The sequence below is a fragment of the Ruegeria sp. CDSA034 genome (assembly GCF_059612275.1).
Genome location: NZ_JBXWQH010000002.1, coordinates 244,679 through 267,499 on the forward strand (window position 1 = coordinate 244,679; position 22,821 = coordinate 267,499).

The 22,821-nt window shown below is 57.9% G+C and carries 21 protein-coding genes; 8 read left to right on the top strand and 13 right to left on the bottom strand.

Annotated elements, in window-relative coordinates; all coding sequences use genetic code 11:
- Positions 1-92 precede the first annotated feature (92 nt).
- The gene (locus AC2FLJ_RS05120; RefSeq protein ID WP_496696000.1) at positions 93-1,298 is read left to right on the top strand and encodes a multidrug effflux MFS transporter; all 1,206 of its coding nucleotides are present in this window, start codon (positions 93-95) and stop codon (positions 1,296-1,298) included.
- Between the two features lie 64 nt (positions 1,299-1,362).
- Positions 1,363-2,763: a helix-turn-helix domain-containing protein gene (locus tag AC2FLJ_RS05125; RefSeq protein ID WP_496696002.1), complete on the top strand. Its 1,401-nt coding sequence runs from the start codon at positions 1,363-1,365 to the stop codon at positions 2,761-2,763.
- Between the two features lie 73 nt (positions 2,764-2,836).
- On the opposite strand, the gene AC2FLJ_RS05130 is transcribed toward AC2FLJ_RS05125, so the two are convergent.
- The 6 genes from AC2FLJ_RS05130 to lysE form a co-directional block, all read right to left on the bottom strand.
- On the bottom strand, positions 2,837-3,076 hold the full coding sequence (locus AC2FLJ_RS05130) for an HP1242/YdcH family protein (RefSeq protein ID WP_170558723.1): 240 nt from the start codon (positions 3,074-3,076) through the stop codon (positions 2,837-2,839).
- 91 nt (positions 3,077-3,167) lie between these two features.
- The gene (gene betA / locus AC2FLJ_RS05135; RefSeq protein ID WP_496696004.1) at positions 3,168-4,826 is read right to left on the bottom strand and encodes a choline dehydrogenase; all 1,659 of its coding nucleotides are present in this window, start codon (positions 4,824-4,826) and stop codon (positions 3,168-3,170) included.
- A gap of 73 nt (positions 4,827-4,899) precedes the next feature.
- Positions 4,900-6,408, bottom strand: coding sequence for a choline-sulfatase (gene betC, locus AC2FLJ_RS05140; RefSeq protein WP_496704673.1), 1,509 nt, complete (start codon positions 6,406-6,408; stop codon positions 4,900-4,902).
- On the bottom strand, positions 6,405-6,977 hold the full coding sequence (betI, locus tag AC2FLJ_RS05145) for a choline-binding transcriptional repressor BetI (protein WP_108859390.1): 573 nt from the start codon (positions 6,975-6,977) through the stop codon (positions 6,405-6,407). The genes betC and betI overlap by 4 nt, the downstream gene beginning before the upstream one ends.
- Positions 6,978-7,064: 87 nt before the next feature.
- Complete coding sequence (locus AC2FLJ_RS05150) at positions 7,065-7,973, bottom strand: DMT family transporter (protein WP_282151670.1); 909 nt, start codon at positions 7,971-7,973, stop codon at positions 7,065-7,067.
- A gap of 40 nt (positions 7,974-8,013) precedes the next feature.
- Positions 8,014-8,613, bottom strand: coding sequence for an L-lysine exporter (gene lysE, locus AC2FLJ_RS05155; RefSeq protein ID WP_496704676.1), 600 nt, complete (start codon positions 8,611-8,613; stop codon positions 8,014-8,016).
- Positions 8,614-8,699: 86 nt separating this feature from the next.
- Here lysE and AC2FLJ_RS05160 point away from each other — a divergent pair, with 86 nt between their 5' ends.
- Entirely contained in the window at positions 8,700-9,596 is an 897-nt protein-coding gene (locus tag AC2FLJ_RS05160) for a LysR family transcriptional regulator ArgP (protein ID WP_282151672.1), read from the top strand.
- Here the strand turns inward: AC2FLJ_RS05160 and AC2FLJ_RS05165 are convergent.
- Together AC2FLJ_RS05165 and AC2FLJ_RS05170 are read right to left on the bottom strand one after the other, a co-directional pair.
- Positions 9,593-10,864 (bottom strand): MFS transporter, encoded by a 1,272-nt coding sequence (locus AC2FLJ_RS05165; protein WP_496704678.1) that lies wholly within the window; start codon positions 10,862-10,864, stop codon positions 9,593-9,595. The genes AC2FLJ_RS05160 and AC2FLJ_RS05165 overlap by 4 nt on opposite strands.
- Positions 10,865-11,020: 156 nt before the next feature.
- A complete protein-coding gene (locus tag AC2FLJ_RS05170; RefSeq protein WP_058275643.1) occupies positions 11,021-11,761 on the bottom strand; it encodes a YebC/PmpR family DNA-binding transcriptional regulator in 741 nt (246 codons plus the stop codon).
- A 110-nt stretch (positions 11,762-11,871) separates the two neighbouring features.
- On the opposite strand from AC2FLJ_RS05170, the gene AC2FLJ_RS05175 reads away from it, so the two are divergent.
- The 4 genes from AC2FLJ_RS05175 to AC2FLJ_RS05190 all read left to right on the top strand — a co-directional run bounded on the left by AC2FLJ_RS05175 (position 11,872) and on the right by AC2FLJ_RS05190 (position 16,998).
- Entirely contained in the window at positions 11,872-13,644 is a 1,773-nt protein-coding gene (locus AC2FLJ_RS05175; protein ID WP_496696013.1) for an SLC13 family permease, read from the top strand.
- Positions 13,645-13,660: 16 nt separating this feature from the next.
- Entirely contained in the window at positions 13,661-14,395 is a 735-nt protein-coding gene (locus tag AC2FLJ_RS05180) for a glutamine amidotransferase (protein WP_496704680.1), read from the top strand.
- Between the two features lie 72 nt (positions 14,396-14,467).
- Positions 14,468-15,325: a bile acid:sodium symporter family protein gene (locus AC2FLJ_RS05185; protein WP_496704681.1), complete on the top strand. Its 858-nt coding sequence runs from the start codon at positions 14,468-14,470 to the stop codon at positions 15,323-15,325.
- 11 nt (positions 15,326-15,336) lie between these two features.
- Positions 15,337-16,998 carry an FAD-binding dehydrogenase gene (locus AC2FLJ_RS05190; RefSeq protein WP_496704683.1) on the top strand — a complete coding sequence of 554 codons (1,662 nt, stop codon included), beginning with the start codon at positions 15,337-15,339 and terminating at the stop codon, positions 16,996-16,998.
- Positions 16,999-17,013: 15 nt separating this feature from the next.
- Here AC2FLJ_RS05190 and AC2FLJ_RS05195 read toward each other — a convergent pair whose 3' ends face one another.
- From AC2FLJ_RS05195 to AC2FLJ_RS05205, 3 genes are all read right to left on the bottom strand, one after another.
- A complete protein-coding gene (locus AC2FLJ_RS05195; protein ID WP_496696020.1) occupies positions 17,014-17,754 on the bottom strand; it encodes a YbaY family lipoprotein in 741 nt (246 codons plus the stop codon).
- A gap of 98 nt (positions 17,755-17,852) precedes the next feature.
- A complete protein-coding gene (locus tag AC2FLJ_RS05200; protein WP_496704685.1) occupies positions 17,853-19,631 on the bottom strand; it encodes an SLC13 family permease in 1,779 nt (592 codons plus the stop codon).
- Between the two features lie 90 nt (positions 19,632-19,721).
- Positions 19,722-20,537, bottom strand: coding sequence for a TIGR00282 family metallophosphoesterase (locus AC2FLJ_RS05205; RefSeq protein ID WP_496704687.1), 816 nt, complete (start codon positions 20,535-20,537; stop codon positions 19,722-19,724).
- Positions 20,538-20,626: 89 nt separating this feature from the next.
- Between AC2FLJ_RS05205 and AC2FLJ_RS05210 the strand changes: the two genes are divergently transcribed.
- The gene (locus AC2FLJ_RS05210) at positions 20,627-20,860 is read left to right on the top strand and encodes a putative hemolysin (protein WP_058275635.1); all 234 of its coding nucleotides are present in this window, start codon (positions 20,627-20,629) and stop codon (positions 20,858-20,860) included.
- Between the two features lie 5 nt (positions 20,861-20,865).
- On the opposite strand, the gene AC2FLJ_RS05215 is transcribed toward AC2FLJ_RS05210, so the two are convergent.
- Together AC2FLJ_RS05215 and mgtE are read right to left on the bottom strand one after the other, a co-directional pair.
- Positions 20,866-21,429: a 5-formyltetrahydrofolate cyclo-ligase gene (locus AC2FLJ_RS05215; RefSeq protein ID WP_472723206.1), complete on the bottom strand. Its 564-nt coding sequence runs from the start codon at positions 21,427-21,429 to the stop codon at positions 20,866-20,868.
- A complete protein-coding gene (gene mgtE, locus AC2FLJ_RS05220) occupies positions 21,426-22,820 on the bottom strand; it encodes a magnesium transporter (protein WP_496704689.1) in 1,395 nt (464 codons plus the stop codon). Before mgtE ends, AC2FLJ_RS05215 begins: the two co-directional genes overlap by 4 nt.
- Between the last annotated feature and the right edge of the window lies 1 nt (position 22,821).

Consider the following 22,821-nt stretch of genomic DNA (forward strand, 5'->3'; position numbering starts at 1 on the left):
TCATCTTGGTGAATATTGTAAACTTGCTAATTTTCACTCACAAAACGCGTGATGGATGGCATTCTGATCCGTGGTGACTATACACGTGAACTATGCAGTTTAGTTCTTCGTCGGCGCATCGCTCGCCTCCTAAAATTACCACTCTGGTTTTGCTGTCCGGATTGTCCGCGCTCAGCCTCAATCTGTTTTTGCCGAGCCTGCCCAATATGGCACTGCACTTTCAGGCCGACTACAAGGTCATGCAACTGTCGATTGCCCTGTACCTGCTGGTCAATGCGGTGCTTCAGATCCTGATCGGACCAATTGCCGACAAGGCGGGGCGCCGTCCCGTTCTACTTTGGGGGTTGGTCCTTTTTTTAGTGGCTACGTTGGGCTGCATCCATGCACCCAACGTCCAGGTTTTTCTTGTTTTCAGAATGTGTCAGGCAATCATCGTGGTCGGCATGGTTCTTAGCCGTGCGGCGGTTCGGGACCTATATGATCAGGACCAGGCGGCGTCGATGATCGGTTATGTAACGATGGGCATGGCCATTGTCCCCATGATCGGACCCGCGATCGGAGGCCTGTTGGAGGAGAGCTTTGGCTGGAAAGCCAACTTCTGGCTGCCCTTCGTTCTTGGCGTAATGACGCTGGTGCTAACTTACTTAGATTTTGGCGAAACCTCAGCCAAGAGCGGCAAAACACTGGTTCAACAATTCCGGGAATACCCCGAACTGCTGGGTTCCCCGCGATTTTGGGGCTATTCGCTGTCATCCGCGCTGTCGTCTGGCGCCTTCTTTGCCTATCTGGGCGGCGCTCCCTTTATCGGCACCGAACTATTCGGCCTCAGCGCCGCCGAGGTCGGCATCTACTTTGGCGCCCCAGCCGTAGGGTACTTTTTTGGCAATTTCTTCAGCGGTCGCTATTCCGTTCACTTCGGCGTCAATCGAATGGTACTTTGGGGCTGCTGGCTGAACGCAGCAGGCGTTGCAATGTCCGCGATCTTGTTTCTGGCCGGTTTCGGAACGGCGCTTAGCTTTTTCGGCTTCATGACCTTTGTAGGCATTGGAAACGGCATGACGATTCCCAACGCAACGTCGGGCGCACTTTCGGTGCGACCGCATCTGGCCGCCACAGCATCCGGACTGAGTGGAGCGATCATGCTGGGCGGCGGCGCGGGCCTCAGCGCGCTTGCAGGAGCCTTGCTAACCCATGAAACTGGAGCAATGCCCCTGCTGTGGTTGATGCTGGCAACCTCGGTCCTGGCAGTATGCGCAATATTGTCCGTCATTCGACGCGAACGGCAACTGGGCCTTTGAATGGCTTGCCTATGACGGTTTGCAAAGTTAGCTTGCCGAATTAGGAAAGTTGCAAAGGCCCAACATGGCGACTCAGAAACTCTATGCAGGTGCAAAGCTACGCGAAATGCGTACGCGCTTGTCACTGACCCAAAAGGAATTTGCCGCCAAACTGGGTGTTTCCCTGCCCTATCTAAACCAGATGGAGAACAACAACCGTCCGATTTCGACCACGGTCGTTCTGGCGCTGGCGCAAGAATTCGGAATGGATGTCACCGAGTTGAGCACCGGCGACAGTGAACGCCTGGTCTCGGACATGCGCGAGGCATTGGCCGATCCGGTCTTTGACGATGCCGTTCCGCCACTCGCCGATCTCCGCCTGACGGCTTCAAACGCACCCGCTCTGGCACGAGCCTTCATTGCTCTGCACCGCACCTATCGTCAGACGCATGAACGCCTGGCCTCTCTTGATGAAGCATTGGGGCGCGAAGACGCGCAAATCCAGGCCAGCCCATGGGAGGAAGTGCGGGACTTCTTCCACTATTGCGACAACTATATCGACGCGGTGGACCGCGCGGCTGAACGATTTGCCGGGCGCGCCGAGGATGCAGGTGGCATACGCGCCGCAGCCCTGGACGGCCTCGCGGAGCGCGGCATCCGGGTACAATTCCCGGATATCGATGAAACCCGAAAGTACGACCCAGAAAACAAAACACTGCAGCTTTCGTCCAGAACCGCACCACAAACTCAGGTGTTTCAGTTGTTGTTGCAGGTTGCACTGATCAGTCAGGACAAACTTCTTGAAGCAACGCTGGATTTTGCCAAATTTCACAGCGATGAGGCCCGTGCCATTGCCAAGATCGGGCTGGCAAATTACTTCGCCGGCGCATCACTGATGCCTTATGCCAAATTTCTGGCCACAGCACAGGAATATCGTCACGACCTTGAACTGCTTAGCAACCGGTTTGGCGCATCGATCGAACAGGTGGCGCACAGGTTGTCGACCCTGCAACGCCCTGGCGCAAAAGGCATTCCGTTTTTTTTCGTTCGCGTTGATCAGGCCGGAACGATCACCAAAAGACACTCGGCCACGCGCCTGCAATTTGCCCGGTTCGGCGGCGCCTGCCCCTTATGGAACGTGCACCGCGCCTTCGAAACACCCGGCCACTTTCTGCGTCAGCTTGCAGAAACACCCGATGGCGTTCAGTATATTTCTCTGGCTCGGGACGTGTCGAAATCCGGAGGCTCATACGGTGCACCGGTACGTCGTTATGCCATTGCCCTTGGGTGCGAAGTGCGTCACGCCGAGGCGCTGGTTTATGCCGACAATCTGGACTTCAAAAACGCCAGCGCCTACGAGCCAATTGGCATATCCTGCCGCATCTGCGAGCGGCAGAATTGTCATCAGCGATCGGTTCCGCCATTGGAAAGACGCTTAACGATAGACGCCCATACCCGCGGCACCCTGCCCTATGAAGTCACCTGATCTTTACCTGGCCTGACAATATCCCGGGGGAGGCGCGGCCTGCCGCGACCGGGGGCGGAGCCCCCGACATGCCTCAGGCTTTCGACAGGATAGCCCAGATCTCGTCTTTCAAACCCGCACGTTTCTTACGCAGGTCCGTTTCAGCAAGATCATCCATCGGCTCGACATTCGTTTCGGCTCGATGCACTTCGCGGTTAATCTCATGGTATTCATCCGCCAGCCGCGCAAAGTGAGCGTCCGTCTGCTTGAGTTGGCTCATCAGCTCAACCTTGTCCGGAAACTCTTCAGCCAGTTCGTGCGGGGTATGGGACATTCCTGTTCGCTCCTCAAAACATGTTGTTGCGATTCAAGTCTATTCGTCCGGTCCCCGTCAATCTTTGACGCGGATCAAATCATTCTTTCGATCATCGCTGTGCAACCGCCCATTGGGGATTAATCCAAGGTTGGTCATTGGCTGCTGGCAGGGCATTCTTACCCAACAGATGATCGGACATCTTCTCACCCACCATGATAGATGGCGCGTTCAGATTGCCATTGGTGATCTGCGGGAAGATGGAGCTGTCGGCAACGCGCAGCCCGTCCACGCCAATAACGCGCCCCTCGGGATCGACCACAGCGTTTTTGTCATCAGCCCGACCCATCCGGCAGGTTCCACAAGGGTGATACGCGCTTTCGGCATGTTCCGCGATAAATGCATTGAGCGCGTCGTCAGACTGCACATCCGCACCAGGTTGGATTTCTTTACCGGAATAAGGTTTGAACGCATCCTGTCCGAAAATCTCACGCGTCAGGCGAATACAGGTGCGAAAATCTGCCCAATCCTCTTCATGGCTCATGTAGTTGAATCGGATCACTGGCCTGTCTTCGACATTGGCTGACCGCAGCGTCACCGCCCCGCGCGACGGCGAGCGCATCGGTCCGACATGCGCCTGGAACCCATGACCTTCGGCCGCCGCCTGGCCATCATAGCGAACGGCAATTGGCAGGAAGTGATATTGAATATCCGGGTATTCCACGCCCGGTTTGGACCGAATGAAAGCCGCACTTTCGAATTGGTTGGATGCACCCAGACCGGTTTTTGTGAACAGCCACTGCGCCCCGATCAGACCTTTGCTGATCAGATTCCAGTGTTTGTACAGCGTGATCGGCTGTAGGGATGCCTGCTGGATGTAAAGCTCCAGATGGTCCTGAAGGTTCGCACCCACACCCGGGCGATCCGCCACGATGTCGATCCCATGCTCGGCCAGATGCGCTGCCGGACCGATGCCTGACAACATCAGCAGCTTGGGAGAGTTGATGGAGGACGCGGCAAGAACCACTTCGCGCCGAGCGCGGATGACCTCAGTCTTGCCACCTCGGATCAATTCCACTCCAATTGCGCGGCCATTTTCCATAACCACCCTTGAGGCCAGTCCGCGCACGATATCGCAGTTGTCGCGCTTGAGCGCAGGTTTCAGATAGGCATTCGCCGCCGACCAACGCCGTCCTTTCCAGACGGTTTGTTCCATCGGGCCAAAGCCTTCCTGCTTTTCACCGTTGTAGTCGCCGGTAACCTCGTACCCCGCCTGCTGACCCGCATCGACGAAAGCCTGAAATAGAGGGTTCTCGCGCGGTCCGCGAGAAACATGCAGCGGGCCATCGGTGCCGCGCCATGTCGGATCACCGCCGTGGCCACCATCATGCCAGGTCTCCATGCGTTTGTAGTACGGAAGAACATCCGCAAAGGACCAGCCATCGGCGCCCATCTCGGCCCATGTATCGAAATCGCGCGCGTGGCCACGAACGTAGACCATACCATTGATCGAAGACGAGCCGCCAATCACCTTGCCGCGCGGGCAGGCCAGTTCGCGGTTATTCAGGTGCGGCTCGGGCTCGGACTTGTAACCCCAGTCATACATCGGCATGTTCATCGGATAGCTCAGCGCCGCTGGCATCTGGATGAACGGTCCGGCATCGGTGCCACCATGCTCGATCACCAGAACCGAGGCCCCGGCCTCGCTCAGGCGATATGCCATCGCGCAACCTGCGGATCCTGCGCCGACGATGACGAAATCTGCTTCCATTTTCAGGTCTCCATATCCTGCCGAACTGCGTTTTGAACCGTTCGGCAGGAGTATTTTCAAAAAGGTGAAGAGGTTACTCGCCGCGCGGGTAGCGGGCGTTTTCCTCGACGACATTCAGATCCATGTGATTGCGCATGTAGCGCTCGGATGCCTTCTGCAGTGGCTGGTAATCCCATGGGTAATACCCGCCCTGCCGCAGCGCCTCGTAAACAACCCAGCGGCGCGCCTGGCTGGCGCGGACATCCGCGTCGAATTTATCCAAGTCCCAACGCGCCTGAGATTTCGCGCGCAAAGTTTCCAGTGTACCTGCGTGTTCGGGATTTTCCGCGAGGTTTTCCAACTCATGCGGGTCAGCCTCAAGGTCGTACAACTGATCAGGGTCCAGTGCGCAGCGATTGTATTTCCACTTGCCATAGCGCAGCGAAACCAGCGGCGCATACGAGCCTTCGGCCGCGTATTCCATCTTCACCGGAGCAGTCCGTTCGGTGCCATTGGCCAGTGGTACAAGGTCTTCACCATCGGTCCACGGCGCGATCTCGGCCATATCTACACCCGCCAGTGCGCCAAGGGTTGGCGTGACGTCGATTGTCGAAACCGGTGTGTCGATACGGCCTGCCGGCATATCCGGCGCGGCAATCATCAACGGCACGCGTGCCGATCCCTCGTAGAAGTTCATTTTGAACCACAGGCCCCGTTCACCCAGCATGTCGCCGTGATCCGAGACAAACATGATGATCGCCTCTTGCCGGGTTGTTTCCAGCACCTCGAGGATTTCACCGATCTTGTCGTCCAGATACGAGATATTGGAAAAATACGCGCGGCGCGACTTGCGGATGTCTTCTTCCGTGATGTCGAAGCTGCGCCAATCATTGGCATCAAAGATACGCTTTGAGTGCGGGTCCTGATTGTCATAGCCAATGTCCGCAACCTCGGGCTGCAGGTGCTCGCAATCTTCGTATAGATCCCAATACTTGCGGCGCGCCACGTAAGGGTCGTGCGGGTGGGTAAAGCTGACGGTCACGCACCACGGGCGGTCATCCTTGCCGCGCGCCAGATCATAAAGCTTGGCCTTGGCGTTGTAGGCGACCTCGTCGTCGTACTCCATCTGGTTGGAGATTTCGGCCACGCCTGCGCCCGTCACCGAGCCCATATTGTGGTACCACCAGTCAATACGCTCACCCGGTTTGCGATAGTCCGGCGTCCAGCCAAAATCAGCCGGGTAGATATCGGTTGTCAGGCGGTCCTCAAACCCGTGCATCTGATCTGGGCCGACAAAGTGCATTTTGCCGGACAGGCAGGTGTAGTAGCCCGCACGGCGCAGATGGTGCGCATATGTTGGGATGTCGCTGCGGAATTCTGCGGCGTTGTCATAAACACCCGTGCGCGAAGGCAGCTGACCGGACATAAAGCTGGCCCGCCCCGGCGCGCACAGGGGCGACGCGGTATAGGCGTTGGCAAACCGGGTCGACCGTTCAGCCAGCTTCTTCAGGTTCGGAGCGTGAAGCCAGTCAGCGGGACCGTCTGGAAAGAGGGTCCCGTTAAGCTGATCCACCATCAGGATCAGAATGTTCGGTTTTGTCATTTTTCAGCCTCGAGCAGAGTGTTGAGGACACGCATCGCGTGATTGACCGCCAGCTGCGGTTCTTCCGGCGCGCTGAGTGCGGCGCGGATATAAAGCCCATCGATCAGGGCGATCATGTTTTCGGCCGCCTCGGCCGGGTCGCCCAGCAATGGACGCAGGGCGTGTGTCAGGTTCGACCGGATACGCGCCTGATAGATTTGCCACAGGCGCAAGGCGTCATCATTCGTTTGGGCCAGCACGTAGAACGTCATCCACGCAGCGATGACATCCGGTGTGAAACATGATGGTGCAAAACAGGCCCGGATAATGGCCTGCGCGCGCTCTTGCGGGACAGCATTCTTAAGCTCCTGTCTAGCCTCGTCGGCAAAGTCCGACAGGATGCGGCGCATGGCAGCCAGAAAGATCTGGTCTTTGCCACCGAAATAATGATGCGCCAACGCACTGGACATGCCTGCCCGCTTGGCAATCTGGCTGACAGTTACATCAAGGGATTTCTTCGACCCGAGCTCGGCAATTGTTGCCTTGACGATCGCGTCACGGCGGATTGGCTCCATTCCGAGTTTCGGCATCGCTATCCCCTCTTTGCGTATTTGAGAAAACGCTAAGGGGTTTTTATTGACTCGTCAATCAATAACGTTTCACGCAACTGTCAACGGTCAGAGTTTGGGTGCGATACTGGGGGTCGTCAAGCTGCTGCGGTTCAAAACCGCTTCGCGCCAGGCAATGAAACTGACCGCCAACAGAATCACCGTACCACCCGCGACAACCCAAATGTCGATGCTTTCGTTGAAGACCAGCGCGCCCAACAAGGTGGCCCAGATCAGCTGCAGGAACGTAACCGGCTGTGTGACCGCAACCGGGGCCGCCTTAAGTGCGATCGTCATGAAATAGTGGCCCGCCGTGGCAAAACTGGCCACCAGAAACAGCACGCCAAGGTCGCGCAAGCTGGGCGTGGTCCAAACTGCAATCGCAAAGGGGATCAAGGCTATGGTCACCCAGATCGACATATGCGCCACAACGACCGACGGCGGCAGATCACGCACAAGCACTTTGGCGATCAGATAAGATCCGCCCAGGGTCAGGGCCGTGCCCAGCATGGTGATATGACCCAGTGAAATCTCACGAAAACCCGGCCTTAGGATTATCAGAACGCCAACCAGTGCCACGCCAATCGCGGCGATCCGACGGATGGCCAGCTTTTCGCCCAGAAACAATGCGGCCCCCAACGTGACATAGACCGGCGTCATGTAGTTCATCGCCGTAACCTCGGCCAGCGGGATCTGGGTCATCGAGAAGAACCACAGCATCACTGCAAATGCGTGGACGACACCGCGTGTCCCCAGCAATACGATGTGGCTGCGTGTAAGGTGGGTTTTCAACACCAGGCGCAACGCTGGCAACAGAAAGATCAAGCCGAAGGCAAAGCGTAGGAACGCAGCCTGCGTAGGGTCCATCGTGGAGCCCAGCGACTTTACCAACGCGGTCATGACCACAAACGACAAGCCTGCCGAAAACATCCAGAGCATGCCAGCTACGGGGCGGTGTTGGGCGGTTAAAGTTGACATGTTAACGGTTGAACACCGAATACTTGGTAGAGGCAACCCGTCACATCAATACGAGCTTTGCAGCAATTGCCAGCATGACCACGCCGATTATTAAATCCAGCACCTGCCACGCCCGTGGTCTTGTGAAAATTGGGGACAGCATCCCTGCCCCGTAGCCCAGCGAAAAGAAGAACACAAAGCTGGACGTCATTGCCCCAAGCGCAAAGGCCAGCCGGTCATCATACTGCGCCGAGATTGACCCAATCAGCACAACTGTATCCAGATAGACATGCGGGTTCAGCCATGTGAACGCAAGAACGGTCAGCAAAACAGATTTCAGGCTGACCCGCTTCCCTTCGCCGATCTCCATCACCGCTCCGCCGCGCCAGGCCGAATTCAGGCTGCGCAAACCGTACCATATCAGAAAGATCGCCCCGCCATACCGCATGACGGTCTCGAACCAGGGCAACGCGTGCGCCAATGTTCCGAAACCCGCAACGCCGGCGGCTATGAGAATGGCATCAGACACCGCGCAAGTCAGGCACAGTGGGAATACGTGCTCGCGCCGCAATCCCTGACGCAGAACAAAGGCGTTTTGCGCGCCAATGGCGAGGATCAGGCTGAAGCCAAGCACAAAGCCTGCGATCAAGGATGTGGACATGAAACCTCCGATAGTCTGAGGCGTTGACTACTTGCTTACCAAGCATCTATCAAATTAAAGAAACTGACCTGAATTAAGTCTGCCTAATGCTGCTGGATCCAAACCACCTGACTGCGTTGTCTGCCATCCTGCGTCATGGCAGTTTTGACGCGGCCGCCTCAGAACTTGCGGTTACGCCTTCCGCGGTATCACAGCGGATCAAAGCGCTGGAAGACCTTGTCGGCGCAACCCTGATCAATCGGGGAACGCCCTGCACGGGTACTCCGATGGGTTTGCGCATCGCTCAACACGCTGAGGACATCGGGCTACTTGAGACGCATCTGGCCCGCGAACTGACGCTTGATCAAACCAACGGCCCCGCGCGCGTGCGCGTCGCCGTGCCAGCCGACGTCCTGGCGACGTGGTTCATCAATGTCATGTCTCAGGTCGACGGCCTGCTGTTCGATCTGGTCGTTGACGATCAGGATCATTCGGCGGAATGGCTGAGGCGCGGAGAGGTCAGCGCCGCCATAACGGTCGGAGGTGATACAGTCCCAGGCAGCGACGCCGTCGCCCTTGGCGCCCTGCGGTACATCCCCACGGCCAGCCCCGATTTCATGCGCAAATGGTTCGCGGACGGTGTAAACGTCGACACGTTGTCCCGCGCCACCTGTTTGACATTCAACCGCAAGGATGGGCTGCAAAAAGCCTGGATTACCCGGCAGACAGGTCAACGGCTATCACCCCCTTCGCATTTCCTGCCGTCCTCTCAGGGATTTGTAGAAGCGGCCATTGCGGGGATTGGTTGGGGAATGAATCCGGAAAACCTTGCGCTCTCAGCGCTGGAAGACGGCCGGTTATGCCCTTTGGTACCGGGCGCGCATCTTGACGTAGGGCTGACCTGGCAGGTGGGTCGTGTGCTATCCACGGCGTTGGCCCCGATGACTGACGCAGTCAAACGCGCCGCCAATGGTGCCCTGCTTCCTGCTGACACGGCAGACTAGGACTGAACCGCTTTTTTCTCGCTGGGAATAACAACACGGTAACAGGCGACCGCCGCGAAAACGCTTGTGGCGACGATGAAGGCGATTGCCCAGGCGACCTCGTGCAAATGCGCAACGCCTGCCAACGCGGCCGAGAGCAATACGCCAGAGATCCGGCAAATGCTCTTGATCGCTGCGGCACCTTTGACCCTCTGATCTTTTGGGGCAACGTCCAGGAAGTACAGCTTGCGGGCACTGCTGATCCCTGTCACCGCAACAGTGACAACGAACAAGGCAATGGCGTGTAAGTGAACGTCATGGTCCATGCCCAGAAAGTGCACGGACAAAAGCGCACCGCCCGTCAGTGCCACCATCAGGTTCCCGGTGACCATCACGGCGCGATGCGATTTCATGTTCACCAATTGCCACAGTGGGGCAGATACAAGATACCCCGACGCCGACGACACGATCATCGCCGTCAGCCCTCTGGCCGAATCGTGGTGCGCTTCGGCTGCGATCAGCGCAAAGAACGGTACGGACAGGGATACGACAACAAGCGGCATGCGCATGATCATGTAACGGCGGAACCAGTGCTGATCGAACATTGCAGCGATATCGGTGAAGTTATCCAGGAACTTTCGCTTCTTGACCCGTTCTGCGCCCTGTTCCTGGGTGGGACCGGCGGTTTCGGACATCATTAGAATCGACAGGCCGGATAGGACAAAGAATGTTACCGAAACGGCGATGACTGCGGAATGGCGCGAAAACGGTGGGTTTTCTTTGGTGATCTCGTGAACCAGCAACGCCAATCCGATTGCGCCCAATCCACCCACCCCCAGCTGCAGATAATGCATGATCATCCGCGATTTGGAGCGCACCTGATCGCCCAGCAGATCGGTATACATCAGCGACTGAATTTCTTCGATCAAACCGATCATGAAAAATGCCGCGACAAAAGCCACACCTATGACCGGAACAACACCTGTTGAGGCCACCAACAAAGCCAAAATCAGGCAGGCGCCGATTGCGACCTCAGTCATCGCGATTGCACGTTTCTTGCGGTCACGCGCTGCGATGGGATACGCGAGGAAAACATCCGAGATCATGCTGCCAACCATCCGCACCGACACCAGCGCGCCGGCTATGTACATCGGAAGCTCAAGCGACACGGCCAGAAACGGCAAGACCACGGATGGGCTACCAAGGGTCCACGCCACCTGAGACAGAATGCTTTGCCCAGCCAGGACTGGAACGTTTCTTTTTGATGTGTCCAGTGACTTGTCAGTCATATGCGCGCTTGGGTTCCTCGGCTCGCAAAAGGGCGCGCCACTTGGGTTTGATCAATCCATGGTACTCAGTTCCACGTAACCGGCCAAGAACCCCCTGTGTCAAAAATGAAAACCCGGCCAAAGACCGAGTTTTTCGTGCTTTTCTTGCAATGCGGATCAGAGCTGAGCCATGACTTCGTCCGTGGCTTCGAAATTCGTCGTCACGCGTTGAACGTCATCGTCGTCCTCCAGCGCATCGACCAGCTTCATCAGCTTTTGCATGTCTTCCAGACCCAACTCGGTTGTCGTCGTAGGCTTCCAGATCAGCTTGGTGGAATCGGTTTCCCCCAGCGCAGCTTCAAGGGCGCTCGACACTTCGTTCAGGTCGGTATCGGCACACCAGATGATATGCCCTTCTTCCGAGCTTTCGACATCTTCAGCACCGGCTTCGATTGCGGCTTCGAACACGGTGTCCGCGTCGCCGACGGAACCCGGATAAACCACTTCGCCCTTGCGTTCGAACATGAAGCCAACTGAACCGGTTTCGCCCAGGTTGCCGCCGTTCTTGGAAAAGGTCGAACGCACGGTCGACGCTGTGCGATTGCGGTTGTCGGTCATCGTCTCGACGATCACCGCCACACCGTTCGGGCCATAGCCCTCATACCGGATCTCTTCGTATTCATCGCCTTCGCCCGCCGTCGATTTCTTGATCGCGCGGTCGATGACATCTTTTGGAACCGACTGTGACTTGGCTTCTTTCACGGCCAAACGCAGCCGTGGGTTTTTTTCAGGATCGGGGTCGCCCATCTTGGCAGCGACGGTGATCTCTTTCGACAGTTTGGAAAACAGTTTGGACCGCGCGGCGTCCTGACGCCCCTTGCGGTGCTGGATGTTGGCCCATTTGGAATGGCCTGCCATGTTGCGTCCTCGTCATCGTGATTGCGTATTCGGCGCTCATATAGACGTTTGCGGGGCCAAGGATCAAGAGAGCGGCTTGCGACAGTCGCCGCGAAGGGTATGGTGGCCGCATGACGACAGACCAGATTATTCTTTTTTCCCTTTTCGCCACTGTGTTTGGAATGCTGCTTTGGGGGAAGTTTCGATACGACCTTGTGGCCTTCACCGCGCTATTGATCGGAGTTACGCTGGGTGTTGTGCCGGTCGATGACGCCTTTGCCGGGTTCGGACACCCCGCCACGATCATCGTCGCTTTGGTATTGGTTGTCTCGGCCGGGTTGGTGCGCTCCGGCGCTGTTTTCCTGATCACCCGCACACTGGTCGATGCCTCGCGCGGGCTTGGCGCGCACATCGCACTGATGGGCGGGATTGGCGCTGTTCTGTCAGCCTTTATGAACAACGTGGCTGCGCTGGCACTGCTGATGCCGGTCGATATCCAAACCGCGCGCAAGGCGGGGCGACCGGTCGGCCTGACCCTGATGCCGCTGAGTTTTGCCACTATTCTGGGCGGCATGGCCACGTTGATTGGAACGCCCCCTAACATCATCATCGCATCGATCCGGGCTGAGACCTTGGGTGAACCGTTCCGAATGTTCGATTTCGCCCCCGTTGGTGGATTGGCCGCGATTGCCGGGCTAGCATTTGTCGCGCTGGTCGGATGGCGGTTGATTCCCAATCGCGGAACACAGGAAGAGGCCTCGGAAACCCTTGCCGAATACATCGCGGAACTGACGGTCCCGCCAGAGTCGCCGCAAATCGGAAAACGTGTCAGCGAACTTTATGAGGCCGCCGAGAAATCCGACGTGGCCATCATCGGCCTTATTCGAGATGGAAAACGGCGCTATGGCCGGTCGGCCCATGCTACAATCAAACCGGGCGACGCTTTGGTGCTGGAGGCCCGCCCCGAGGCGCTAGACGAATTTCGCACCGCGCTGAACCTCGATTTCTCGGATACCCGCCGTCAGGAATTGCTGACCGCCGAAGGGGACGGTCTTGAGGTGATTGAGGTTGTTGTGCCGTTGAACGCACGCGTCACCGGTCGCACCGCGCAGGGCCTAGGATTGGCTTGGCGTCAAAGCACCGTTTTGATGGGGATTTCACGTCAGGGCCGCCGCATAACCGAACAGGTCCGCAAAACTCAGATTGAAGCGGGCGATATTCTGTTGCTGCTGTGCCCACGTGACCGCAGTGCCGATGTGACCGAATGGCTGGGTTGTTTGCCACTTGCTGAACGCGGTCTGAACGTCACCGCCAACGAAAAAGCGTGGCTTGCCATTGGCTTGTTTGGTGCAGCTGTTCTGGCGGCCAGTGTCGGGCTGATCTACCTGCCCATCGCTTTGGGGTTGGTCGTTGTCGCCTATGTTCTGACCAAGATCATGCCGATTGCCGATATCTACAATCATATCGAGTGGCCCGTTGTCGTTCTGCTGGGTTCAATGATCCCGCTAGGCAGCGCATTGGAGACTTCCGGCGGTACAGAACTGATTGCGAATGCTTTGATTCAATTGACCGACGGGCTGCCGGCCTGGGCCATTCTGACCGTGTTGATGGTGGTCACAATGACCCTGTCAGACGTGCTGAACAATACGGCTACCGCCATTGTTGCGGCTCCGGTCGGCATCCAGATGGCCCGCACGCTTGAGGTTTCACCCGACCCGTTCCTGATGACGGTTGCCGTTGCTGCGTCAGCCGCGTTCCTGACGCCGATCGGGCATAAGAACAATACGCTGGTGCTGGGGCCCGGAGGGTATCAGTTTGGTGATTATTGGCGCATGGGGTTGCCGCTGGAAATCCTGATCATCGCCGTTTCCATTCCCGCCATCCTTGTATTCTGGCCACTGTGACGGATAAAGGCCTTTCATGAAACGATTTCTGATCCTGCAACTGCGCCCGGAAACCGATGCTTCGGATGCCGAATATACCTCGATCCTGGACAAAACGGGGCTGACTCCCGATCAGACCCATCGCATCCGATTGGATTGTGAGGCTTTGCCCGACGATTTGAATGTCACTGACTATGCTGGGGTGATTGTTGGTGGTGGACCGGGATGCGTCAGTGACGACCCCGCAACCAAATCCGAAGCCGACGCGCGCATTGAAGGCGCCATCATGGGATTGATGCCGCAGATCATCGCACAAGATCATCCCTTTATGGGCTGTTGCTATGGGCTGGGCATTCTGGTCGCCCATCTTGGCGGTGACGTCAGCAAAGAGAAATACGGTGAACCTGTCGGACCTTCGACCTGCCACCTGACTGCAGACGGAGCGCAAGACCCGCTAACGGCAGGGCTGACCGGAACATTCGACGCCTTCGTCGGCCACAAAGAGGCCGTGCAGGCGCTGCCGAGCGGGTGCATCCACCTGCTGGCCTCGGACCCCTGCCCGTTCCAGATGATCCGCTGGGGGCAGAATGTTTATGCCACGCAATTCCACCCCGAGGCGGACGCGCGCGATTTTGAGCAGCGCATCAATATCTACAAGAACCACGGCTATTTTCCGCCCGAAGACGCCCAGCGCCTGATCGACATTTGTCACGCAGCGGACGTCACGCAACCGGCCGAAATCCTCCGCAGATTTGCCCAACGCTATGGGTGACCCAACGGCGTTATTGCCTGATCCACGACCGCTCGCTTAGGGTGACCCGAACGGCTTTGGGAGGAGTTGTTCTTGGATCTTCTAATTAATGTCGGCCTGCCGCTGTCGCTGGCCATTATCATGCTGTCTCTGGGCGTTGGGCTTGAGGTAGCTGATTTCCGCCGCGTACTCAGCCGGCGCTATCCTTTCGCCATCGGTGCGTTGTGTCAGATTGTGCTGCTGCCGGTCGCAGCCTTCATCACGGTCATAGTGTTCGCCTTACCGCCCGAGATCGCGGTCGGCTTCATGATCCTCAGTTTTTGCCCCGGCGGTGTGACCAGCAACATTTTGTCGAAACTGGCCAAAGGTGATGTGGCCCTTTCGGTCAGTTTGACAGCCGTCATCAGCCTGCTTTCGATGGTTACCGTGCCCTTTCTTGCCGCCTGGTCAGTGAACTATTTCATGGGCGATGCGGCACCCGAGGTGTCCATCTCAGGGCTTGCAATCGCCATGTTCCTGATCACCACGCTACCCGTGGCGCTTGGCGTCACACTTCGCAGCTTTGCAACAGATTTTGCAAAGCGGATCGAGCCCGGGCTGTCCAAGCTTGCGACCGTATTATTCGTGCTGATCGTTATGGCTGCTCTGGCTGGAAACTGGCAGCTGTTCGTCGACAACCTCGGCGTCATGGGCGCTGGGTTGATTACGTTGAACGTCGCGCTTTTGCTGATCGGGTTGGGGCTGGCACGTGCCGCAAAGCTGTCGTGGAACGAAAGCAAGACTGTTTCCATCGAAACCGGCATACAAAACTCGACACTTGGGATTACACTGGCCGCACTGATCACCGGGACGGAAAGCGGGTTCAGCCCGCTGGCCCTGCCGTCTGCGGTATACGGAATCACGATGTATGTTGTGGCCCTGCCCTTCATCCTTTGGTTCCGCAGTCGCTGAAAGGACGTGACATGACCAACAATACTGCTGATGCCATCGTCGTGGGGGCCGGGCTTGCCGGGTTGGCCGCAGCTGCCGAACTGGGCGACCGTGGCAAGAAGGTGATCGTGGTCGACCAGGAGCCCGCGCATTTCCTAGGTGGTCAGGCGTTTTGGAGTCTCGGCGGCCTATTCATGGTCGACACGCCGGAACAGCGGCGCATGGGCATCAAGGACAGCTACGACCTTGCCTTGCGAGACTGGATGGGCAGCGCGCAGTTCGATCGTGACGAGGACGCATGGCCCCGCAAATGGGCCGAGGCCTATGTTGAATTTGCCGCTGGCGAGATGCGCCCTTGGCTGCATGACATGGGCCTGCGCTGGTTTCCGATTGTCGGCTGGGCCGAACGCGGTGGATCATATGCGGATGGTCACGGCAATTCTGTGCCCCGCTTTCATATCACCTGGGGCACCGGCCCAGGTGTTCTGGAACATTTTAAACGCCGGGTGCGTGACCATGTCAGCAACGGGTTGATCGAGCTTAAATTCCGCCATCAAGTCAGCCACATCATCATGCAGAACAGCGCTGCCAAAGGCGTCTCGGGCGAAGTTCTGGCAGACGACACCGCACCCCACGGCGCCAAGACCAACCGTGATGAGGTCGGCGAGTTCGAGTTTTACGCCCCAGCCGTCATCGTCACGTCAGGTGGCATCGGAGGCAACTTTGAAATGGTCCGCAAAAGCTGGCCACGCGACCGTCTGGGCGAGCCGCCGAAGGACATGGTCGCAGGCGTGCCATTCCACGTCGATGGCCGCATGATCGGCATCAGCGAAAAGGCTGGCGGTCATGTGATCAACGGCGACCGGATGTGGCATTACACCGAAGGCGTGCGTAACTGGAATCCGATCTGGCCATCGCACGGTATTCGCATACTGCCCGGCCCAAGCTCAATGTGGTTCGACGCTGAAGGCAACCGGTTGAAACCGCCGTGCCTGCCGGGTTTTGATACATTGGGGACGCTGAAGGAAATCCTGAAAACCGGCCATGAATACAGCTGGTTCGTCCTGACCCAGAAGGTAATCAAAAAAGAGTTCGCTCTGTCCGGGTCTGAACAGAACCCCGACATGACGGACGGTGGATGGAAAGAGGTTCTGTTCCAACGCATTCTGACCGGGTCCAAGGCCACCGCTCCGGTCGAGGCGTTCAAGGAGCACGGCGAAGACTTCATCGTCGCCAATACCCTGACCGAGCTTGTTAACGGCATGAACCATCTGGGCGGAGGGCTGATCGATGAGGCGCATCTACGCGCCCAGATCGAGGCGCGAGATTCCCAGATCGACAACCCGTTCACCAAGGATGCGCAGATGGCCGCCATTCTGGCCGCGCGCAACTACCGTGGTGACAAACTGATCCGAACCGCCAAGCCGCACAAGTTCCTTGATCCGGCCAATGGCCCGCTGATCGCGGTAAAACTGCACGTGCTGACGCGCAAAACGCTGGGTGGGCTTCAGACCAATCTGGACAGTCAGATGGTGGGCGCAGACGGCAAGGTCATTCCCGGCCTATTCGCAGCCGGAGAGGTCGCGGGTTTTGGCGGCGGTGGCTATCACGGCTACAACGCGCTCGAAGGTTCATTCCTGGGCGGCTGCATTTTCTCCGGCCGCAATGCAGGACGGTCAAGGGCCGTCGCGTGACGGCCCCTTCAAACCCTACTGTTCACGGGCAAACTGAACGACGGATTGCCCAGCACTGTCCAGCAACACCAGCGTATCGCCTTTGAACGCATATGCTGTCACCCCTTGTAGGGCTTTGAAAAATTGCCGCTCAACTTCATCCAGTGGGGGTGGACAGGCCATTAGGGTGGCAGCCATGTTGTCGGGGAATTCAATATTGTTGCCCGCAATCTCGGCTTGGCCAGAAAACCGGTTACATCCACCGCTGCCTGAGAACGCGCCATCATTGGCGAATGAAAGCGCGGGGCGCCTTTCGGTCTCAAGTGCTGCGCCATTCAGGCCGGTTGCAGTCCAGTTGGTGTTCTCCAGCACGGCTGCCCCGGGCGGTTGTACTTTGACCAGCATCAGATCGGTCGTGTTCCCGGCCCCATTCGTCAGAACAGGGTAGGCAGTATCGGTTGTGAACAACAGCTTGTCGCCCTGAAAGATCGAACCTCGCACCACGTAGCGCATCCCCTCTTGAATAAGGGCGTCGTCATAGCTCAGCTCGAATTGTGCTGGCACTCCGGTCAGCGCGTAGCGCTTTGCCGACAGGGTCACCGACGGTGCGTCCGCGCGCGAGACGTCTTGCAATTGCACGTAAAGCGTCGCATCCGGAGGTACGGCGATACGCTCGCGATATGCTGCAGTGCCTTCGATCGTTCCGCCGATGGCCGCGCCGCTCAGCAGGACTGATGTGGCCGCAACCGTAAGCGCAGTATATCCGGTCTTGAGCATTGGCGTGCTCCTTTTCGCAAAATCACTTATTCAAAACATTGTATGAGGTTTTGATTTTACAAGGACTTCGCCGGAAAACCAGCGGTTCCGTGCCGAACTCAAAGCGGCCAGATCAGAGGGATCAACAGCGAAGCCAGCAAACCCACAGTCAGATTCAGCGGCACGCCAACCTTCAGAAAATCTGTGAACCTGTACCCACCGGGGCCGTAAACCATCATGTTGGTCTGATATCCGATCGGCGTCGCAAATGAAGCCGAGGCTGCCACCATGACCGCCACCACCAGAGGACGCGGATCAACGCCCACGGCCTGCGCCAAACCGATGGCAATCGGCGTCACCACAACTGCCACGGCGTTATTCGACACCAGCTCTGTCAGCACAGAGGTCAGCAAATAGACCGCCCAGATGATCAGGAATGGCGGCAGGGCACCAAGACCCGGCGCCACGGCTTCGACAATTAAGGAAACTGCACCTGATTTGTCCAGGGCCGCGCCTATGGCCAGCATCGAGAAGATGAGGGCCAGCAATCTTCCTTCGACGAAGGAAAACGCCTCATCCGCGTCGATGCAGCGCGTAATCAAAACTACCGCAACAGCCAGGATCGACAGCAGCAGGATGGGCGCAACGCCCAGCGCGGCCAGCACAACGATCCCGGTTAGCGCCCCGATGGCAATCGGCGCGTGGCTGCGGCGGAATGCGCGGGCCGAAGGTTGGGTCACATCGACCATATCCATATCAGCAGCCAGTTTCCGGATATCTGCAGGTGAACCCTCCAGCAGCAGCGTGTCACCGACCCGCACGACCAGATCATCCAATTGCCGCCCGATATTCTGGTTTCTCCGATGCACCGCCAGCACATAGACGCCATAACGGCGGCGTAAACGCATCGCGCCCAACGTCCGCCCCACCATGCGGCAACCCGGAGTGATCAGCACCTCGACCGTTTTCGTCTCAACCGCCGAGACCTGATCAACACGCTTGAGTTCCTTGTTGGTTTGCAGGCTCAGCAGTTCCGTCATCTCAGTCCGAAGAACGACACGGTCGCCAACTTTCAAAGCGACGCCCTTGAGGTTGCGCCGAAGTGACTCGTCGCCGCGCACGACGTCGATCAGGCGCACGCCAGGACGTTTGAACAGCTGCACGCCCGTCACCTCACGTCCGATCAGGTTGCTGTCGGGGGGAATGACAGCCTCGGTAAAGAACTTCATCTTCGACCGATCGCTAAGCATTGTCGCCATGCTGTCCCGTTCCGGCAGCAGGCGCGGCGCGACAAACCGCAGGTAGAACATGCCGTAAATGACCAGCGCGATGCCCAAGGGTGTGACCTCGAATATCGTAAACGGGGTCATCCCCTGGGCCCGCGCGACACCATCAACCAACAGGTTGGTCGAGGTCCCGATCAGGGTCAGCGTACCACCCAGAATGGCCGCATAACTAAGCGGGATCAGCAGTTTCGAGGCCGACACGTTCAGCGTTCGCGCGATCTGAACAAATACGGGGATCATGACGACCACGACAGGCGTGTTTGAAACCACCGCCGAGGCAAAGACAACAAAGGCCATCAGCGTCGCGATTGCGACCTTGGGACTTACCTGTGCCTGTTTTTGCGCGGTCGATGTGAATGCGTCCAGTGCTCCGGTACGCACCAATGCTCCCATGATGATGAACATCGCGGCAATCGTCCAAGGGGCCGGGTTTGACAGAACGGCAAGTGCGCTTTGATAGGGCAGAATGCCCGTCACCAGCATCACGGCCACGCCACCAATTGCGACCACTTCAGTCGGATAGGATTCGCGCAGGAACATGATGAACATGCCTGCAACGACCAACAGCGCCAGTATCGCGCTTCCCATTTCTGTCAGTTGAAGGAATTGCATTCTTGGTTTTCTGTCCGAACCCTGGCCTGGTTTACGCGCCCGTCAGGCAGTTTCACGTATTGCGCGCGACAGAGCAAGCCTGACGTGCCCTTACTGTGGGCCAGCTTGCTGTAGCCGCCCGCCAACGCGCACCATTTGAACAGATTTCGCCTGACCGTCCCGGTCGTCGGTTTCAACGAACACGCCACTTAGCGTGGCCTCGCCATTAGCCGGCGTGAACCGGGCCTTGGGCATGCCAGTGATAAACCGGCGCATCGGTTCCAGCTTGTCCATGCCGATGACCGAGTCATAATCGCCGCACATGCCCGCATCCGTCAGATATGCCGTGCCACCCGGCAGGATTTGCGCGTCCGCGGTTGGCACATGCGTATGCGTGCCCACAACAAGGCTGGCGCGTTTGTCGCAATAGTGGCCCATGGCCATCTTTTCGGAAGTCGCTTCACAATGCATATCGACGATGATCGCCTGCGCTTGCCCGCCACGCGGGTGCGACTTCAGGATTGGTTCAATAGTAGAGAACGGATCATCAAAGGGGCGTTTCATGAAGACTTGCCCCAACACCTGAACAACCAGAACCTTGCGCCCGCCCGGCGCGGTGTACAACCGGTGGCCCCTGCCCGGCGCGCCCTTGGCAAAGTTCACCGGGCGCACGATACGGGGTTCACTTTCGATGAATTGCAACATGTCTTTCTGGTCGAACGCGTGATCGCCCAGTGTCAGGCAATCGGCCCCGGCATCCAGCAGCAGCTTGGCGTGATCCCCGGTCAGACCCATCCCGTTTGATGCGTTCTCGCCATTGACCACGACAAAATCCAACCGCCATTCGTCGCGCAGACGCGGCAAATGTTGCTGAATGGCCGCGCGTCCGGCGCGGCCCATCACGTCACCCAGAAAAAGTATCCTCATTCGAACTGTCCTAAGTGTGGTATCTCTCAAGCACAAGTGGTTAAGCTGGCAGAATAAACCGCCAAAGCACATTATGCAGGAGATTTCCCATGCGCCTTGCCCTTCTGACCGCCGCCAGTTTGACCGCGCTTTCAGCTTGCGACCAACCTGCTTCAAACGACTCGTCCACCCAGCTGGCGAACCCGGCAGCAACCTTTTGCGTTGAAAGCGGCAATCGTTACGAAATCCGAGATGGCGAAGGCGGCCAGATCGGTATCTGCATCCTGCCCGATGGCACAGAAGTGGACGCGTGGGAGTACTTTCGCGAAAACAGCCCGACCTAAGGCGGTCAGGCCGAGAACGTCAGTACTCGGCTTTCAGTGATGACCATATCCAACGTCTGATCCGTGGGTTCCAACGGCAGCCCCTCGGCCTCTTGTGCGTCAAAGGCAAAGCCGATGGCCAGTGTGGGGCGCTTGGCGCGCAATCCCTCTAGCGTGCGGTCATAAAAGCCACCGCCATATCCCAGTCTTCCGCCTTGCGCGTCAAAAGCAACCAGCGGCACAACCAGAATCTCGGGGTCAAAATAATCGTCAATCTCGGGAACCTTGGCGCCGAACGGGCCGTCTTTCAACACGCCCTCGGGCGTCCAGCGCGAAAACCGCAACGCCTGTCCGGCGGCCTGAATGACTGGCACACCGACCGGACCATAAGCCGCGGCCTCGGCCATAGCAGGCAAAGGATCAATTTCGGTGCGGATCGGCATGTACCCCGACATCGGGACGCCGCGATGCCCCGCAAGCACTTCGGACAAACGTCCGGCTGCACCCGGCAAACGCGCATCGAATGCAACCTTCCGGCGCGCAAATGCCGCCTTACGGGCGACGGCCTTGATTTCAGTCAGATCGGTCACAGAAGCACCACGCTGGCAAGCCCAAGAAAGATGAAGAACCCCATGACATCCGTTGTGGTGGTCACGAAAGTCCCTGACGCCAGCGCCGGGTCAATGCCCAGACGATCCAGCACAACCGGTACTACCGTACCTGCGAAGCCTGCGATCGCCATATTCACGACCAAGGCCGAGCCGATCACGACACCCAGCAAGGGTGAATCGAACCACATCATGCCGACAGTCCCCAAAACGGTCGCGAAGCACAGACCATTGAGCACTCCCACAAGCAATTCTCGCCGGATAACGCGCGCCACGTTCGATCCGGTCAGGTCGCGCGTTGCAAGCGCCCGCACTGCAACCGTCAGCGACTGTGTCCCGGCATTACCCCCCATCGAGGCAACGATTGGCATCAGGATTGCCAGTGCCACTAACTGATTGATCGCCGCCTCGAACTGCGAGATGACCAGTGACGCGCATATTGCGGTACACAGGTTGACAGCCAGCCACGGCAAGCGCCGCCTACTGGTTGCGGCGACACTGTCGGACAGCGAGCTTTCGTCGCTGACACCGGCAAGGCGTAACATGTCCTCTTCGTATTCTTCGTCCAGAACAACCATGGCGTCATCAATGGTAATCACGCCGACCAAACGCCCATCGGCATCAACCACCGGGGCGGAAATCAGGTGGTACTGGTTAAAGGCGTAGGCCACATCCTCTTCGTCCTGATCGACGGGGATGGTGTGAAATTCCTCTTCGGCGATGTCGTGCAACGGCACTTCGCGCCGGGTTGCCATCAGCTTGCCCAGCGTGACCTGTGCCACCGGTTTGAGCCGCGGATCAACCAGAACAACGTGATAGAACTGTTCCGGCAAGTCATCATTGGCGCGCATGAAATCGATGGTCTGCCCCACGGTCCAATGCTCGGGCGACATGACCACCTCGCGCTGCATGAGGCGACCGGCCGAGTTTTCCGGATAGGACAGCGCCTGTTCCGCGGCGATCCGTTCGGAATCTTCCAATGCGCCCAGGATGGCTTCTTGCTGCGGCTCTTCAAGGTCTTCCAGCAGGTCGACAACGTCATCGCTTTCCATGTCCCGCACGGCGTCGGCCAGAACGTCGGGGCGCAGGACACTGATAACCTCTTCGCGGACGGACTCATCCAGTTCGGATAAGATATCGCCATCGAATTCCTTGTCGTAAAGACGGATCAAACGCCCACGGTCATAGGGATTAATCTGTTCAAGGAGGTCGGCAATGTCCGCAGGGTGCAGCGGCTCCATCAGCTCGATCAGTTTGTCGCGATCTTCCACATCAACCGCATACAGGATCGCGGCAACCATCCGGCGATCCAGCGCATAGGCGTCATCGTCGCTTGCGGAATCGATTACGGGTTCATCATAGCCTGTCGTCATG

What these genes read in the sequence shown, in the direction of transcription:
- AC2FLJ_RS05120 (WP_496696000.1), top strand. Translation starts at nt 93, where the DNA reads ATGCAGTTTAGTTCTTCGTCGGCGCATCGCTCGCCTCCTAAAATTACC.
- AC2FLJ_RS05125 (WP_496696002.1), top strand. Translation starts at nt 1,363, where the DNA reads ATGGCGACTCAGAAACTCTATGCAGGTGCAAAGCTACGCGAAATGCGT.
- AC2FLJ_RS05130 (WP_170558723.1), bottom strand. Translation starts at nt 3,076, where the DNA reads ATGTCCCATACCCCGCACGAACTGGCTGAAGAGTTTCCGGACAAGGTT.
- betA (WP_496696004.1), bottom strand. Translation starts at nt 4,826, where the DNA reads ATGGAAGCAGATTTCGTCATCGTCGGCGCAGGATCCGCAGGTTGCGCG.
- betC (WP_496704673.1), bottom strand. Translation starts at nt 6,408, where the DNA reads ATGACAAAACCGAACATTCTGATCCTGATGGTGGATCAGCTTAACGGG.
- betI (WP_108859390.1), bottom strand. Translation starts at nt 6,977, where the DNA reads ATGCCGAAACTCGGAATGGAGCCAATCCGCCGTGACGCGATCGTCAAG.
- AC2FLJ_RS05150 (WP_282151670.1), bottom strand. Translation starts at nt 7,973, where the DNA reads ATGTCAACTTTAACCGCCCAACACCGCCCCGTAGCTGGCATGCTCTGG.
- lysE (WP_496704676.1), bottom strand. Translation starts at nt 8,613, where the DNA reads ATGTCCACATCCTTGATCGCAGGCTTTGTGCTTGGCTTCAGCCTGATC.
- AC2FLJ_RS05160 (WP_282151672.1), top strand. Translation starts at nt 8,700, where the DNA reads ATGCTGCTGGATCCAAACCACCTGACTGCGTTGTCTGCCATCCTGCGT.
- AC2FLJ_RS05165 (WP_496704678.1), bottom strand. Translation starts at nt 10,864, where the DNA reads ATGACTGACAAGTCACTGGACACATCAAAAAGAAACGTTCCAGTCCTG.
- AC2FLJ_RS05170 (WP_058275643.1), bottom strand. Translation starts at nt 11,761, where the DNA reads ATGGCAGGCCATTCCAAATGGGCCAACATCCAGCACCGCAAGGGGCGT.
- AC2FLJ_RS05175 (WP_496696013.1), top strand. Translation starts at nt 11,872, where the DNA reads ATGACGACAGACCAGATTATTCTTTTTTCCCTTTTCGCCACTGTGTTT.
- AC2FLJ_RS05180 (WP_496704680.1), top strand. Translation starts at nt 13,661, where the DNA reads ATGAAACGATTTCTGATCCTGCAACTGCGCCCGGAAACCGATGCTTCG.
- AC2FLJ_RS05190 (WP_496704683.1), top strand. Translation starts at nt 15,337, where the DNA reads ATGACCAACAATACTGCTGATGCCATCGTCGTGGGGGCCGGGCTTGCC.
- AC2FLJ_RS05195 (WP_496696020.1), bottom strand. Translation starts at nt 17,754, where the DNA reads ATGCTCAAGACCGGATATACTGCGCTTACGGTTGCGGCCACATCAGTC.
- AC2FLJ_RS05200 (WP_496704685.1), bottom strand. Translation starts at nt 19,631, where the DNA reads ATGCAATTCCTTCAACTGACAGAAATGGGAAGCGCGATACTGGCGCTG.
- AC2FLJ_RS05205 (WP_496704687.1), bottom strand. Translation starts at nt 20,537, where the DNA reads ATGAGGATACTTTTTCTGGGTGACGTGATGGGCCGCGCCGGACGCGCG.
- AC2FLJ_RS05210 (WP_058275635.1), top strand. Translation starts at nt 20,627, where the DNA reads ATGCGCCTTGCCCTTCTGACCGCCGCCAGTTTGACCGCGCTTTCAGCT.
- mgtE (WP_496704689.1), bottom strand. Translation starts at nt 22,820, where the DNA reads ATGACGACAGGCTATGATGAACCCGTAATCGATTCCGCAAGCGACGAT.